Origin of the sequence: Microbacterium sp. HMWF026 (assembly GCF_003061325.1) — a bacterium.
GTDB lineage: Bacteria > Actinomycetota > Actinomycetes > Actinomycetales > Microbacteriaceae > Microbacterium > Microbacterium testaceum_E.
This window is the reverse complement of record NZ_QAJB01000290.1, coordinates 1-12,728: the sequence shown is the minus strand read 5'-3', so window position 1 is coordinate 12,728 and position 12,728 is coordinate 1. Positions and strand designations below refer to the sequence as shown.

Annotated in this window: 15 protein-coding genes; 6 read left to right on the top strand and 9 right to left on the bottom strand. The window is 70.6% G+C overall.

Going from position 1 to position 12,728, the window contains the following annotated elements; genetic code table 11:
- Positions 1-105: 105 nt before the first annotated feature.
- Both DBR36_RS11220 and DBR36_RS11215 read right to left on the bottom strand, forming a co-directional pair.
- On the bottom strand, positions 106-1,089 hold the full coding sequence (locus DBR36_RS11220) for a hypothetical protein (RefSeq protein WP_146185330.1): 984 nt from the start codon (positions 1,087-1,089) through the stop codon (positions 106-108).
- A 279-nt stretch (positions 1,090-1,368) separates the two neighbouring features.
- The gene (locus DBR36_RS11215) at positions 1,369-1,770 is read right to left on the bottom strand and encodes a hypothetical protein (protein WP_108319406.1); all 402 of its coding nucleotides are present in this window, start codon (positions 1,768-1,770) and stop codon (positions 1,369-1,371) included.
- Positions 1,771-1,872: 102 nt separating this feature from the next.
- Here DBR36_RS11215 and DBR36_RS11210 point away from each other — a divergent pair, with 102 nt between their 5' ends.
- The 4 genes from DBR36_RS11210 to DBR36_RS11195 all read left to right on the top strand — a co-directional run bounded on the left by DBR36_RS11210 (position 1,873) and on the right by DBR36_RS11195 (position 5,967).
- Positions 1,873-2,547, top strand: coding sequence for a YqaJ viral recombinase family protein (locus DBR36_RS11210; RefSeq protein ID WP_108319404.1), 675 nt, complete (start codon positions 1,873-1,875; stop codon positions 2,545-2,547).
- Positions 2,548-2,643: 96 nt separating this feature from the next.
- On the top strand, positions 2,644-4,338 hold the full coding sequence (locus DBR36_RS11205) for an MDR family MFS transporter (protein WP_108319402.1): 1,695 nt from the start codon (positions 2,644-2,646) through the stop codon (positions 4,336-4,338).
- Positions 4,339-4,342: 4 nt separating this feature from the next.
- Positions 4,343-4,804 (top strand): MarR family winged helix-turn-helix transcriptional regulator, encoded by a 462-nt coding sequence (locus DBR36_RS11200; RefSeq protein WP_165801155.1) that lies wholly within the window; start codon positions 4,343-4,345, stop codon positions 4,802-4,804.
- 143 nt (positions 4,805-4,947) lie between these two features.
- A complete protein-coding gene (locus DBR36_RS11195; RefSeq protein ID WP_108319400.1) occupies positions 4,948-5,967 on the top strand; it encodes an NADP-dependent oxidoreductase in 1,020 nt (339 codons plus the stop codon).
- Here DBR36_RS11195 and DBR36_RS11190 read toward each other — a convergent pair whose 3' ends face one another.
- Complete coding sequence (locus DBR36_RS11190) at positions 5,968-6,852, bottom strand: ArgP/LysG family DNA-binding transcriptional regulator (RefSeq protein WP_108319398.1); 885 nt, start codon at positions 6,850-6,852, stop codon at positions 5,968-5,970.
- Positions 6,853-6,922: 70 nt separating this feature from the next.
- On the opposite strand from DBR36_RS11190, the gene DBR36_RS11185 reads away from it, so the two are divergent.
- Both DBR36_RS11185 and DBR36_RS11180 read left to right on the top strand, forming a co-directional pair.
- Entirely contained in the window at positions 6,923-7,567 is a 645-nt protein-coding gene (locus DBR36_RS11185; RefSeq protein ID WP_108319396.1) for a LysE/ArgO family amino acid transporter, read from the top strand.
- Positions 7,568-7,595: 28 nt separating this feature from the next.
- Positions 7,596-7,871 carry an acylphosphatase gene (locus DBR36_RS11180; RefSeq protein ID WP_108319394.1) on the top strand — a complete coding sequence of 92 codons (276 nt, stop codon included), beginning with the start codon at positions 7,596-7,598 and terminating at the stop codon, positions 7,869-7,871.
- Here the strand turns inward: DBR36_RS11180 and DBR36_RS11175 are convergent.
- The 6 genes from DBR36_RS11175 to rplK form a co-directional block, all read right to left on the bottom strand.
- Positions 7,868-8,902 (bottom strand): nitronate monooxygenase family protein, encoded by a 1,035-nt coding sequence (locus DBR36_RS11175; RefSeq protein WP_108319410.1) that lies wholly within the window; start codon positions 8,900-8,902, stop codon positions 7,868-7,870. The two genes, DBR36_RS11180 and DBR36_RS11175, sit on opposite strands and share 4 nt — an antisense overlap.
- A gap of 14 nt (positions 8,903-8,916) precedes the next feature.
- A complete protein-coding gene (locus DBR36_RS11170; RefSeq protein WP_108319392.1) occupies positions 8,917-9,708 on the bottom strand; it encodes an amino acid ABC transporter ATP-binding protein in 792 nt (263 codons plus the stop codon).
- Complete coding sequence (locus DBR36_RS11165) at positions 9,695-10,360, bottom strand: amino acid ABC transporter permease (protein WP_108319390.1); 666 nt, start codon at positions 10,358-10,360, stop codon at positions 9,695-9,697. The genes DBR36_RS11170 and DBR36_RS11165 overlap by 14 nt, the downstream gene beginning before the upstream one ends.
- A gap of 108 nt (positions 10,361-10,468) precedes the next feature.
- On the bottom strand, positions 10,469-11,275 hold the full coding sequence (locus DBR36_RS11160) for an amino acid ABC transporter substrate-binding protein (protein WP_108319388.1): 807 nt from the start codon (positions 11,273-11,275) through the stop codon (positions 10,469-10,471).
- Positions 11,276-11,470: 195 nt separating this feature from the next.
- Complete coding sequence (rplA, locus tag DBR36_RS11155; RefSeq protein WP_108319386.1) at positions 11,471-12,163, bottom strand: 50S ribosomal protein L1; 693 nt, start codon at positions 12,161-12,163, stop codon at positions 11,471-11,473.
- Between the two features lie 11 nt (positions 12,164-12,174).
- Positions 12,175-12,606, bottom strand: a complete 432-nt coding sequence (rplK, locus tag DBR36_RS11150) for a 50S ribosomal protein L11 (protein WP_058232721.1) — start codon at positions 12,604-12,606, stop codon at positions 12,175-12,177.
- Positions 12,607-12,728: the final 122 nt, after the last annotated feature.

The following is a 12,728-nucleotide window of genomic DNA, read 5'->3' as shown; positions in this document are numbered from 1 at the left end:
CCCGCGCCCAGATCACGTCACGTCGGCGAGATCACACGAATTTCCGCGTGCCTTCGACCATGCCACGTGATCTCGCGCGCGGATGGCCGGACGAGCGTCGCCCACTCACCGGGCCGGCTCGACCCCGAACGCCGCGAGGCGCGCAGCCAGAGCTTCCGGCGTGGCGATGTCGAGAAAGCCACCCCGACAGACTTTCCAACCCGTCACCGCGCGAATCCAGTCTTCGCGACGCTTCACCTTCAGCAGGACGTCATCGGCGGACATCCCGCCTCGCATCTTCGGGTCGCTGTACTTCCCCGCGCCGTCGAACTCCCAGAAGACCTGTTCGTTCGGCAGCGCGATATCGGCGTAATACAGACTCCCTCGCGGCCCCGCTACTGCCATCTGAGGCTCGACGGTGTAGCCCAGCCGAACGAATTGCACCCGACTCACACTCTCACCGACGGACTCCGCTCGACCGTCGGCGAAAGCGATCACGCGCCGAGCCTGGACGATGCCGCGGGCACCCGGCGCACACCGCGTTCGCTCGGACATCCGGTCGCGCCACTCCTCTTGCGCGACCGGGTCGAAGGCGCGACCGTCGACGCACACTCTCCGCAGGGCCCCGTCGGCGCACGCGAGCGCCGTCTCGAACGGCCCGGTGCGAGCCACGTCGAAGACGGTGCGCTGCAACGACGTGCACAGAATGCCGTCGACGTCGACGATGTCGTCATCCGCGAGCCTGCCCTGGTGACGCTGCAAGCCGGGCCTGCTCGATGCTCGGCGACCTCCCGCCAACGTCACCTGGATCGGTTGCTCCACGAAGCGGTAGAGAGGCAGACCGTGCAGCACTGCAGCAGACAGATGAGAGACGATCGCCGACCCGCCGCGCATCTGCTCCACGGCCGCAACGACTCGCATCCGGTGTTGCGCCGACGGCAGGAGCTCGGCGAAAGGCGTCCGTGAGACGTAGGAGTCACGTTGCAGACGCACGAGCGCTCCTGACCCGTTCGCCCGTCTCAGCTCGCCCGATGCGACATCGCGCTCGACGAGCTGCGAACGCGTGTGAAGTGCGCGTCGAGCGCCTTGGATCGTGAGGTCGTTCGGCATCCATCGACCCTGCCTGTTTCCCTCGGCGACCGGCTCGTCGATTTATGATTCCGTGGCCTCCGGCAGCCTCCGGGCCTCTGGGGAGGAGCCCCTCCCCCTTGCGGCCCGTCGGCGCAGGTCACGCGGCGTGGCGCCCCGACGTGCCGGCGGTGGGCAACCAGATCACGTGACCTCGACCGCGCCACAGACCGTTGCGTGTGCGCTCGCCCACATCACGTGATCTGGGCGAGCGTCGTCAGCCTGAGCCCCGAGAGGACACGTCACGGACGCCGCCTCGCCTCACGAAACGCGCGGCTCGGGCAGCAGGGCGCGGGTCATCCGCACGATGCGCGCGGGGGTGCGCGCCCCCAGCCACACCGTGCACACGGCGTCGTCGCCGCACGCCCACTCGGCGCACCAGGCGTGGATCGCCTGCGCCAGTCGCTCGCCGCGGGGGCGCAGCTCGCCGTCGAGCGTCCGGTCGAGCCAGCTCACGCGGCCCTCGCCCGCGTCGATCACGCCGAGCTGCGCGGACCCGCAGATCTCGACGATGACGGTCAGGTGTGCAGCGGGAGACAGGGCTGCCGCGATCCGCTGCATCTCGGGCACGTTGCGCGCGTCTCCACCGAGCAGCACGGCCCCCTCGAGCTCGCTCCACAGGCCGCCGTCGGGGCGGCGCAGCACGCGGGGGTCGAGGGCCATGGGTCGAATTTAGGGCACCCTTACCTGGATGACAAGACCCCGGATGCCGACGCGCCGCGCCTCGCAGGCACTCCCGAGCGTCGCGGGGTTAGGGTCGAACGCATGTCCCCCGAGCTCGTCGCGTCGCGCAGCGCCGACCTCGACGCCCGGATCGTGGCCGACTCCCGCGACCGCGTCGCCTGGATCCGCGCTCGTTCGCGCGGCATCACTGCGACCGACGTCGCGGCCCTCACCAGCGCGAACGCGATCGCCCGGGCCGCGGACGCGAAGCTGATGGGCTCGAGCTTCTCGGGTAACGCCTACACCGCGCACGGACGCCGCCGCGAGCCCGAGATCGCCGCCTGGGTGGCCGCGACGCACGGCATCCGCCCCTCTTCCGCGCTGTACCACGCGGTCGTCGAGAAGCGTCATCTAGCGACCCCCGACGGTGTCGTCGTCGACGGCGAGGGACGCATCGTGCTCGCCGAGATCAAGACGACCAACAAGGCGTGGCGGTCCATCCCCAAGACGTACATGCGGCAGATCTGGTGGCAGCAGCACGTGCTCGGCGCCGAGCGCACCCTCGTCGCCTGGGAGCAGCACGACGGATTCGTCCCCCTGCACGACGAGCCGCGGTGTCAGTGGATCGACCGCGACGAGCGCGAGATCGCCAAGCTCGTGGGCCTGGCGACCTCGCTGATCGACGAGTTGTACCGGCGCACCATGGAGGCGCGTCGCCCGGCACCGGCTCGACACGAACCCTCGGAGAGGTATCGCGCGCTCGCTCTGCTCGATTAATGGTTGACGCAAGTCAAGTAAGAGGCGTATCGTTGACATCAGTCAACTAATCGCGCCATCGTCGTCGCGGCATCCTTCTTCTCCGTGGAGTTCCGCATGACCACCGCTTCCTCCGAGACCGCCGCCCCGCGGCGCGTGCTCCCGGCCCTCATCGGGCTGCTGCTCGGCACCTTCGTGTCGATGCTCGCCTCGACCGTCGTCTCGACGTCGCTGCCCGTCATCGTGCACGACCTGTCGGGCGACCAGAACGCCTACACCTGGGTCATCACCGCGACCCTGCTCACCACCGCCATCTCGACCCCGATCTGGGGCAAGCTCGCGGACCTGTTCGATCGCAAGGTGCTGATCCAGATCGCCATCGCGGTCTTCGTCCTCGCCACCGCGGCCGCGGGCTTCTCGCAGAACACCGAGATGCTCATCGCGTTCCGCGCCGTACAGGGTATGGGCGCGGGCGGTCTCGCCGCCCTCAGCCAGGTGATCATGGCCGACATCATCAGCCCTCGCGAGCGCGGTCGCTACATGGGCCTGTTCGGCGCCGTGATGGCCGTCGCCACCGTGGGCGGCCCTCTGCTCGGCGGGGTCATCACCGACGCGTTCGGCTGGCGCTGGAACTTCTTCGTCGCCCTGCCCTTCGCCGTCGCCGCCCTGCTCATCCAGCAGCGCACCCTGCACCTGCCCGCGCGAGCCAAGCGCGCGGTCAAGATCGACTACCTCGGCATCGTGCTGCTGTCGGCGGCCGTCTCGCTGCTGCTCATCTGGGTCACCAATGCCGGTAAGACCTTCGACTGGGCGAGCGTCGAGACCCTGGTGATGGTCGGCGGCGCCGTCGTCGCCGCGGTGCTGTTCGTCGTGGTCGAGCTGCGCTCGTCCGAGCCGCTCGTGCCGCTCACCCTCTTCCGCGACGCCACCTTCACCCTCGCCACGATCGCGTCGATCGCGACGGGCCTGGCGATGTTCGGCACCTCGGTCTTCCTCAGCCAGTACATGCAGATGGCCCGCGGCGCCACGCCCACCGAGGCCGGCGTCATGACGATCCCGATGATCGGCGGACTGCTGGTGTCGTCGATCGTCGTGGGCGCACTCATCTCGCGCTTCGGTCGGTGGAAGCCGTTCCTCATCGTCGGCGGGGTGCTGCTGATCGCGGGGTCCTTCCTGCTGTCGACCATCCACTACGACACCGACTTCGCCCTCGTCTCGCTCTACATGGCTCTGCTGGGCGCCGGCGTCGGAATGACGATGCAGAACCTCGTCCTCGTGGTGCAGAACACCGCGAACCCCGCCCAGATGGGTGCGGCGAGTTCGGGCGTGACGTTCTTCCGGAGCCTCGGCGGCACCATCGGCGTCTCGGTCATGGGTGCGGCGCTGGCGAGCATGGCCACGAGCCTGTTCACCGATCGCGCCGATGATCTGCGCACGGCCATCATGGGCCTCGGCGCCGGTGGCGCCGCTGTCGCCGAGAGCCTGCAGTCGGGCACGATCCCGCAGGTGTCGATGCTGCCTGAGAGCGTGCGCGTGATCGTCGAGGACATCTACGCACAGTCCATCGCGCACTCGTTCCTCATCGCGGTTCCCGTCGCGGTCGTCAGTCTCATCGCGATCCTGTTCCTGCCCAACCGTCCGCTCACCCGCATGACCACGAGCGAGCGCGTGGCCGCCAGCGAGGCCGACCTCGCCACGGTGTCGGTCCCCGAGGCCATGGCCACCCTCTCGGCGACCGGCACGGTACGGACCCCGGATGCCGGATCCCCGCGCCGTGCACACCGCGACGCCGGGATGGGAGAAGATGTCTGACGTGATGAGCGACGTGGACGATGACCGCCGTGAGGCCGTGCAGGCCCTGGAATCGTCGTTCTCGGAGCTCATGACCGTGTTCCGCCGCTTCGTCTCGGAGGCGGCGGAACGGGTCAGTCCCGGCATGCTCCCCGCGACCTTCAAGGCGCTGTCGGTCGTCAGCCGCTTCGGTCCGCTGACGCTCTCGGCGCTGGCCGAGCGCCTGGCCGCCGACAAGGGCTTCCTGAGCCGCGGGATCAGCGAGCTCGAGGACCTCGGTCTCGTGACCCGGACGCCCGACCCCAACGACGGCCGCTCACGGCTCATCGCCGTGACCGAGCTCGGCCACGCACGTCTCGCCGAGGCCCGGGCCCCGCACGAGAGCCGTCTGTTCGAGGCCATCGCCGACTGGTCGATCGACGACATCCGCCACCTCTCGACGCTCCTGCACGCGCTCGCGGTCGGCGAAGTGCCCGCGCGCGACTGAGCGGCGCCGGGGCTGCGGCACCCACGGATCGGGCTTCGCGCCACGGTGACGGAGCCGAAACACCGCCGAGACAATGGCGCGCTTAGCTGGGATCACGCGCGGCGGAGTCGCCGCGTGGCGGCCCCGGCGAGAGAGAGCGCACGATGAGATTCCGATCGACGCGTCCCGAGACAGCCCTTCTTCCCGCTCCGGCGGTGCCCGACTCGATGCGGGCCGTCGTGTTCGACGATCCCGGCTCGACCGAGGTGCTGCGCACCGCGGAGGTGCCCGTGCCGACGCCCGTGCTGAGCGAAGTGCTCGTGCGGGTGGTCGCCGCGGGAGTGAACCCCATCGACGCCAAGACGCGAGCGGGCCGTGGACTGTCGGCGGCGATCGAGCAGAGCCCGTGCGTCCTGGGCCTGGACGTGAGCGGCGTGGTCGTGCGCACGCCCTTCGACGCGCACCCGTTCCCGGTGGGCACTGAGGTGTACGGCATGGCCGCGGTCCCCCGCACGCCCGGGGCGTACGCCGAGTACGCCGTCGTGCCCACCCTCTCGCTCGCGCGCAAGCCCTCGTCGCTGTCGCACGTCGAGGCCGCGGGCGTCCCGGTCGCCGCGCTGACGGCGTGGGGCGTCATCGTCGAGACGGCCCTCGCCCACCAGGGTCAACGCATCCTCGTCCATGCCGGCGGGGGCGGCGTGGGCCACTTCGCGGTGCAGTTCGCCACGTACTTCGGCGCCCACGTGATCGCGACCGGCTCGGGACGCACCCTGGACTGGCTGTCCGAGCTCGGCGCGGCGCAGGTGGTCGACTACACGTCGGAGCGCTTCGAGGACGTCGTCGAGCCCGTTGACGTCGTCGTCGATCTGGTCGGCAACGTGGCGGACGACACCGGCACCCGCTCACTCGATGTGATCAAGCCCGGCGGGCTGCTCATCGAGGTGCCGACCGGCGCGTGGCCCGGGTTCCGCGAGGCCGCCGCGGCGCGCGGCATCCGTTCCACCGATTACAAGACGATCCCCGACGGCGGCGCCCTCGCGACGATCGCGCGACTGCTCGACTCCGGCGCGGTGCGAGTGTACGTCGATCGCGTGTTCGACCTGGCAGACGCCGCCGCCGCGCACACCGAGCTGGAGCGGGGCCACACGCGCGGCAAGATCGTCCTGCACGTCAGCGACGACTGATCAGGCCGCGAGGCGGCGGCGCCCCTCGTCGACGACCTCGTCGGCCACCTCGTCCAGGAGCGGCGAGGTGAGGTTCCACCGTTGCCAGAACAGGGGCACGTCGACCGGGTCCGCGGCGAGCCGCACGAGGGATCCGTCGGCGAGGCCCCGCTCGGATTGGAAGCCGGGGAGCAGCCCCCACCCCAGGCCGAGCTCGATCGCGGTGGCGAAGTCCTGCGAGGCGGGCACGCGGTGCCGCGGCGGCGCCGCGGCCGAGACACCGCGCCGCATGAGCCAGCGGGTCTGCAGGTCGTCGCGACGGTCGAAGTCGACGAGCGGGGCGTCCGCGAGTGCCTCGGCGTCCGCGCCGCGCGCGAACCAGCGGGCGGCGAAGGCGGCGGTGGCGACCGCCTCGTAGCGCAGGATGCCGAGCCGGCTGACGCGGCATCCCGCCACCGGCGTCTCGCGCGAGGTCACCGCCGCCATGACGGTGCCCGACTCCAGCAGGCCGGCCGTGAAGTCCTGGTCGTCGCGGTGCAGGTCGAAGACGACCGCGCGCCGGGCGGCGACGCGCGCCAGCGGCGGCAGGAACCAGGTCGCGAGCGAGTCGGCGTTCACGGCGAGTGGAAGGGATGCCACGGCACCGCCCTCCGCGCCGATCGCGGCGAGGGCGTCGTGCTCGAGCAGCGCGAGCTGGCGCGCGAGACGCACGACCGCGTCCCCGGCTTCGGTGGCTCGGACGGGCTTGGAGCGGACGAGCAGCACCCGCCCGAGCTGATCCTCGAGCGCACGGATCCGCTGGCTCACCGCGGACGGGCTGACGTGCAGGCGGCGGGCGGCGGCATCCAGGGTCCCCTCCTCCACCACCATGGCGAGGGTGCGGGCGAGATCCAGCGGGATCGACATGAAGCGATGCTAATGCTGCTGCAGAATCCTGAGCTGTCCTTCGGATAAGCGCCCGCCTATCGTCGTCATCGTGCTTCCCTCCGTCCTCGCCGGTCTCGGACTCGGCTTTTCGCTCATCGTCGCCATCGGCGCTCAGAACCTGTTCGTGCTGCGCCAGGGCATCCGACGCGAGCACGTCCTCGCCGTCGTGGCCGTGTGCGCGATCTCGGACGCGGTGCTCATCCTGCTCGGGGTCTCGGGCGTCGGCCTGGCGCTGCAGGCCGTGCCGTGGCTGCTCGTCGCGGTGCGCGGGGCGGGCGCCGCGTTCCTGCTCGGCTACGCGCTGCTCGCGGCGCGTCGAGCCCTGCGGCCGAACGGCCGGACCCTGCACGTCGACGCGGACTCCCCCTCCCCCGCGGCGGGCGCCGTCGCGGTGCGCACCCGGACCGGCCTGGCGGCGACCGTGGCGACCTGCCTGGCCCTCACGTGGCTCAACCCGCACGTCTACCTCGACACGGTGTTCCTGCTCGGATCCGTCGCGTCCACCCATGGCGAGGGGCGGTGGGGGTTCGCGCTGGGCGCGTGTCTGGCGAGCGTCGTGTGGTTCACCGCCCTCGGCTACGGGGCGCGCTACCTCGGACGCTGGCTCGACACCCCGCGCGCGTGGCGGATCGTGGATGCCGTGATCGCGGTCGTCATGCTCGTCCTCGCCGTGTCGCTGGTGCTGCCGCACTGACGTCCGCCGGAGCACGCATGATGGAGTGATGAGAACGGTGACGATCACGGTGAGCGGCCGTGTCCAGGGCGTGGGCTACCGCTACGCGCTGCAGCAGGAGGCGTCGAGGCGGAGAGTCGCCGGGTGGGTGCGCAACCGGCGCGACGGCCGGGTCGAAGCCCGCCTCGCGGGCGACGCCGACGCCGTCGAGGACGTCATCGCCTGGGCGCACGACGGCCCTCCCGCGGCGCAGGTGGACGACGTCGACGTGCTCGACGAGGCGTCCGAGATCTCGACCGGCTTCGAGATCCGACCGACCGCCTAGGCGGGCACCCCTGCCCGCAGTTCGGCGAGCACGTCGGCGGCGTCGTCGAAACGCGTGAGCCCCGCGGCCTGTCCGGCCCAGAGCGACAGGAGTTCACGGTCGCCGGATGCGGCCGCGGCCTGACGGAACACCCCGGTGAGCCAGTTCTGCGCCGGGAACGGCGCGATCTCGCCCGCCGCCTCGAGCTCGTGGACGGCGGTGTTCGGGATGCCGCGCGCCAGCCTGCCGCTCATCGCCCGGGTCAGGACGGTGTCGGTGTCCGCCGCACTCGCGATCGCGGCGCGATGGGCGGCCGTGGCCGCGGACTGCCTCGTCCGCAGGAACGCGGTGCCCACCTGCACGCCCGCCGCCCCGAGCGCGAAGGCGGCGGCGACGCCGCGGCGGTCGGCGATGCCTCCCGCGGCGATCACGGGGACGCCGACGGCGTCGACCACCTGGGGCACGAGCGCGAACGTCCCGACGAGCGACGCCGCCGCATCGCGCAGGAACGACACGCGGTGACCACCGGCCTCCATGCCCGTCGCGACGATCGCGTCGACCCCGGCCGCGTCGAGCGCGACGGCCTCGGCGACCGAGGTGGCGGTGCCGATGACGCGGATGCCGTGCTGTCGCGCGCGGGCGAGGGTCTCGGCATCCGGGACCCCGAACACCACGCTCAGCACGTCGGGCTTCGCCGCCAGGACGGCGTCCAGCTGCTCGTCGACGGCCGGCAGGAACGCCGCGGGAAGGGCGGGCCGGGCGATGCCCGCGCGGCGGAAGAGCGGCTCGGCGGCGTCCAGGGCCGCCGTCGCGTCGACGGTGTCGGGGGTGACCTCGTCGCCGCGCGGCATCCACAGGTTCACCGCGATCGGACGATCCGTCGCGGCCCGGAGCGCAGCGATCGTGTCGTGGATGCGCGGCGGCGCGTAGCCGTAGAGGCCGAAGGAGCCGAGTCCTCCCCCGTCGCTGACCGCGGCGGTGAGAGCCACCGACGACAGCCCACCGAACGGGCCGAGCACGATGGGGGCGTCGACGCCGAGCAGATCGGTCAGGCGGTCCACGGCGCTCAGGCGGGGTCGGGACCGTCGAGGGGACGCAGCAGACGATCGAGGAACCGGCGCGTGCGCTCCTTCTGCGGCGCGGTGAACAGCTGCGCGGGAGCGCCGCGCTCGACGATCACCCCGCCGTCGAAGAAGAGGACCTCGTCGGCGACCTGCCGGGCGAAACCGAGCTCGTGCGTGACGATGACCATGGTCCAGCCCTCGTTCGCGAGTTCGCGCAGGACCGTCAGCACCTCGCCCACCAGCTCGGGGTCGAGGGCGCTCGTCGGCTCATCGAAGAGCAGCAGCTGCGGCTCGAGCGCCAGGGCGCGGACGATGCCGACGCGCTGCTGCTGCCCGCCCGACAGCTCCGAGGGGTAGGCGTCGCGCTTCTCGGCGAGACCCACGCGGGCCAGCAGGCGCTCGGCCCGGGCCACGGCCTCCGCCCTCGGCACCCCGTGCGCCTGCACCGGCCCCTCGATGACGTTCTGCAGGACCGTCAGGTGCGGGAACAGGTTGTGGTGCTGGAACACCATCGCCGAGCGGTCCCGCAGGGCCGTGCGATCGGCCTTCGACACCTTCTGCGCGAAGTCCACGCGCGGACCGCCGTCGAACGAGACCACCCCGGCGTCGGGCGTCTCGAGCCCGTTCAGACAGCGCAGCACGGTGGTCTTGCCCGAGCCCGAGGGGCCGATCAGGACGAGCACATCGCCGCGGCGCACCTCGAGGTCGACGCCGTCGAGCACGCGATTGGCGCCGAAGCTCTTCTCGAGGCCGTGGGCGGCGAGCAGGGGGGCGGTGGGGTCAGTGGGCGACATGGCGGTCCAACCTCTTCTCCAGGGCGTTCTGGGCGAACGACAGCACGAGGCAGAACAACCAGTAGATCAACGCCGCCTCGAGGTAGACGGCCATGAACTCGTACGAGAAGGCCGCGATGTTCTGCGCCTGACGGAACAGCTCGGACACGAGGATCAGGGATGCCAGCGAACTGTCCTTGACGAGCGAGATGAAGGTGTTCGACAGCGGCGGCACCGACACCCGAGCGGCCTGCGGAAGGATGATCCGCGAGAGGGTCTTGCCGCGCGAGAGGCCGACGGTGTGCGCGGCCTCCCACTGTCCCCGCGGAACCGAGAGGATCGCCGCGCGGATGACCTCGGCCGCGTACCCGCCCACGTTCAGCGAGAAGGCGATGATCGCGGCGGGGAACGGATCGATCGTCAGACCCACCGCGGGCAGACCGTAGAAGATCACGAAGAGCTGCACGAGCAGCGGCGTGCCGCGGATGATCGAGATGTAGAAACGGGCGAACCCCGACAGCACGACGTTGGGCGACAGTCGCAGCAGCGCCATCAGCAGGGCGATCACCAGGCCGATGGCGAAGGATGCCAGCGACAGCGGGATCGTGCCCGTGATGCCGGCGAGGACCATCGGCCAGAACGAATCCAGCAGCAGCGTCCACAGGTCGTTCATGGGCCTCCTCTTGCCTGACGGACGAACACGCGCACGCGGGAGCGGATCATCCGCCTCTCACGCTAGGGGGTGCGAGGCGGATGATCCGCGGGGTTTACAGCGGGACGCTTACTGGGTGACGTCGGCGCCGAAGTACTTCTCGCTGATCTGGGTCAGCGTCCCGTCCGCGCGCAGCTCTTCGAGGGCGCCGTCGACGGCCTCGGCCAGCTTGTCCTGGCCCTTCTTGAACGCGAAGGCGCTCTCGGAGGTGTCCTCGGTCTCGGCGGCGATCTTCAGGCCCGTCGGGCTGTTCGTCTTCTCGTAGTCGAGGTAGGTGAGCTGGTCGTTGACGGTGGCATCCACGCGACCCTGCTTGAGCAGCGCGACGGCCTGCGCCCAGCCCTCGACGGCCTCGACCTGAGCGCCGCTGGAGGTGGCGAGCTCGTACCAGTTGCTGGTGAGCGACTGGGCCGTGGTCTTGCCCGACAGGTCGGCGAAGCTCGAGATCGAGCTGTCGTCCTCGGGGGTCACGATGACACCGCGCGAGACGGTGTAGGGCGCGCTGAAGGTGTACTTCTCTTGCCGCTCGGGGTTGATCGACACCTGGTTCGCGATGACGTCGAAGCGACCGGCATCCAGGCCCGCGAAGATCGCGTCCCACTGCGTCTCCTGGAACTTCACCTCGAGGCCGAGCTTGTCGGCGACGGCCTTCGCGATCTCGACGTCGAAGCCGGTGAGGTCGCCCGCGCCCTCGTGGTACGAGAACGGGCGGTAGGTGCCCTCGGTGGCGACGGTGAGGGTGCCGCCCGAGACCAGTCCGTAGTCGGCACCGGCCGCGGGGTCGGCCGAAGAGGTCGCACCGCCGCTGCAGGCGGTCAGCGCGAGGGCACTCAGGCCCAGGGTGGCGGCGAGGACGGTCAGACGACGACGGGGCATAGCTGTTCCAGACATGTGAGATCGGGGGTCGGATCGCGAAGCGCGACCCTCCAGCACAACACAACCGGGCGTGATGGTCTTCCCGCATGACGCTGTGTTGCACGTCCGTGCAGGGGGGGTGGGCCGTCGACACCGCGCCCGGGAACGCGAAAGCCCCGCCGGCACGGGGCGCGGCGGGGCTTTCGGTGACGAACGTCAGACGATGGCGTTGACGTCCAGCGGGATGCCGGGACCGAAGGTGGTCGACACGGCGCCCTTCTGGATGTAGCGGCCCTTCGAGCTGGACGGCTTGAGGCGGACGATCTCCTCGAGCGCGGCCTTGAGGTTCTCGTCGAGCTGCTCGGCCGAGAACGACGCCTTGCCGACGACGAAGTGCACGTTCGCGTGCTTGTCGACGCGGAACTCGATCTTTCCGCCCTTGATCTCCTCGACGGCCTTGGCCGGGTTGGGGGTCACGGTGCCGGTCTTGGGGTTCGGCATGAGGCCGCGGGGTCCGAGGACCTTACCGAGGCGACCGACCTGGCCCATGAGCTCGGGCGTGGCGACGGCGGCGTCGAACGAGGTGTACCCGCCGGCGACCTTCTCGATGAGCTCGGCGCCGCCGACCTCGTCGGCACCGGCGGCCAGGGCCGCCTCGGCCGCGGGACCGTTGGCGAAGACGATGACGCGCGCGGTCTTACCCGTGCCGTGGGGCAGGATGACCGTGCCGCGGACCATCTGGTCGGCCTTGCGGGGGTCGACCGAGAGCTTCAGCGCGACCTCGACGGTCGAGTCGAACTTCTTCGAGCCGGTCTCCTTCGCCAGGGCGACGGCCTCGGCGGGAGTGTAGAACGTGTCGGCCGCGATCTTCTCAGCAGCGGCGCGGAATGCCTTGGACTTGGTAGCCATTGTTATCTCCCTCAGTCCTCGACCGTGATGCCCATGGAACGGGCGGTGCCGGCGATGATCTTCGAGGCGGCCTCGATGTCGTTCGCGTTCAGGTCGGGCTGCTTCGTGGTGGCGATCTCGCGGACCTGCTCCTTGGTCAGCTTGCCGACCTTGGTGGTGTGCGGGGTGGGCGAACCCTTCGCGAGGCCGGCGGCCTTCTTGATGAGCTCTGCGGCGGGGGGCGTCTTCAGGATGAACGTGAAGCTGCGGTCCTCGTAGACGGTGATCTCGACGGGGATGACGTTGCCGCGCTGGGCTTCGGTCGCCGCGTTGTACGCCTTGCAGAACTCCATGATGTTGACGCCGTGCTGACCGAGCGCCGGACCGATCGGGGGCGCGGGGTTGGCCGCACCCGCCTTGATCTGGAGCTTGATCAGGCCGGTCACCTTCTTCTTGGGTGCCATATCCTTTTCCTCTCTCGAGCGGGGGCCTCGCGGCTCCCTCTCTCCCGCGACCCGGCGGTTCCGGGCAGCGGTCGTCGCGCGCGCGGACGCACGCAACCTCCTCATCATACGCGATGCCGGCC

Coding starts and splice junctions, on each gene's coding strand:
- DBR36_RS11220 (WP_146185330.1), bottom strand. CDS start 1,089: ATGCCGAACGACCTCACGATCCAAGGCGCTCGACGCGCACTTCACACG.
- DBR36_RS11215 (WP_108319406.1), bottom strand. CDS start 1,770: ATGGCCCTCGACCCCCGCGTGCTGCGCCGCCCCGACGGCGGCCTGTGG.
- DBR36_RS11210 (WP_108319404.1), top strand. CDS start 1,873: ATGTCCCCCGAGCTCGTCGCGTCGCGCAGCGCCGACCTCGACGCCCGG.
- DBR36_RS11205 (WP_108319402.1), top strand. CDS start 2,644: ATGACCACCGCTTCCTCCGAGACCGCCGCCCCGCGGCGCGTGCTCCCG.
- DBR36_RS11200 (WP_165801155.1), top strand. CDS start 4,343: ATGAGCGACGTGGACGATGACCGCCGTGAGGCCGTGCAGGCCCTGGAA.
- DBR36_RS11195 (WP_108319400.1), top strand. CDS start 4,948: ATGAGATTCCGATCGACGCGTCCCGAGACAGCCCTTCTTCCCGCTCCG.
- DBR36_RS11190 (WP_108319398.1), bottom strand. CDS start 6,852: ATGTCGATCCCGCTGGATCTCGCCCGCACCCTCGCCATGGTGGTGGAG.
- DBR36_RS11180 (WP_108319394.1), top strand. CDS start 7,596: ATGAGAACGGTGACGATCACGGTGAGCGGCCGTGTCCAGGGCGTGGGC.
- DBR36_RS11170 (WP_108319392.1), bottom strand. CDS start 9,708: ATGTCGCCCACTGACCCCACCGCCCCCCTGCTCGCCGCCCACGGCCTC.
- DBR36_RS11165 (WP_108319390.1), bottom strand. CDS start 10,360: ATGAACGACCTGTGGACGCTGCTGCTGGATTCGTTCTGGCCGATGGTC.
- DBR36_RS11160 (WP_108319388.1), bottom strand. CDS start 11,275: ATGCCCCGTCGTCGTCTGACCGTCCTCGCCGCCACCCTGGGCCTGAGT.
- rplA (WP_108319386.1), bottom strand. CDS start 12,163: ATGGCTACCAAGTCCAAGGCATTCCGCGCCGCTGCTGAGAAGATCGCG.
- rplK (WP_058232721.1), bottom strand. CDS start 12,606: ATGGCACCCAAGAAGAAGGTGACCGGCCTGATCAAGCTCCAGATCAAG.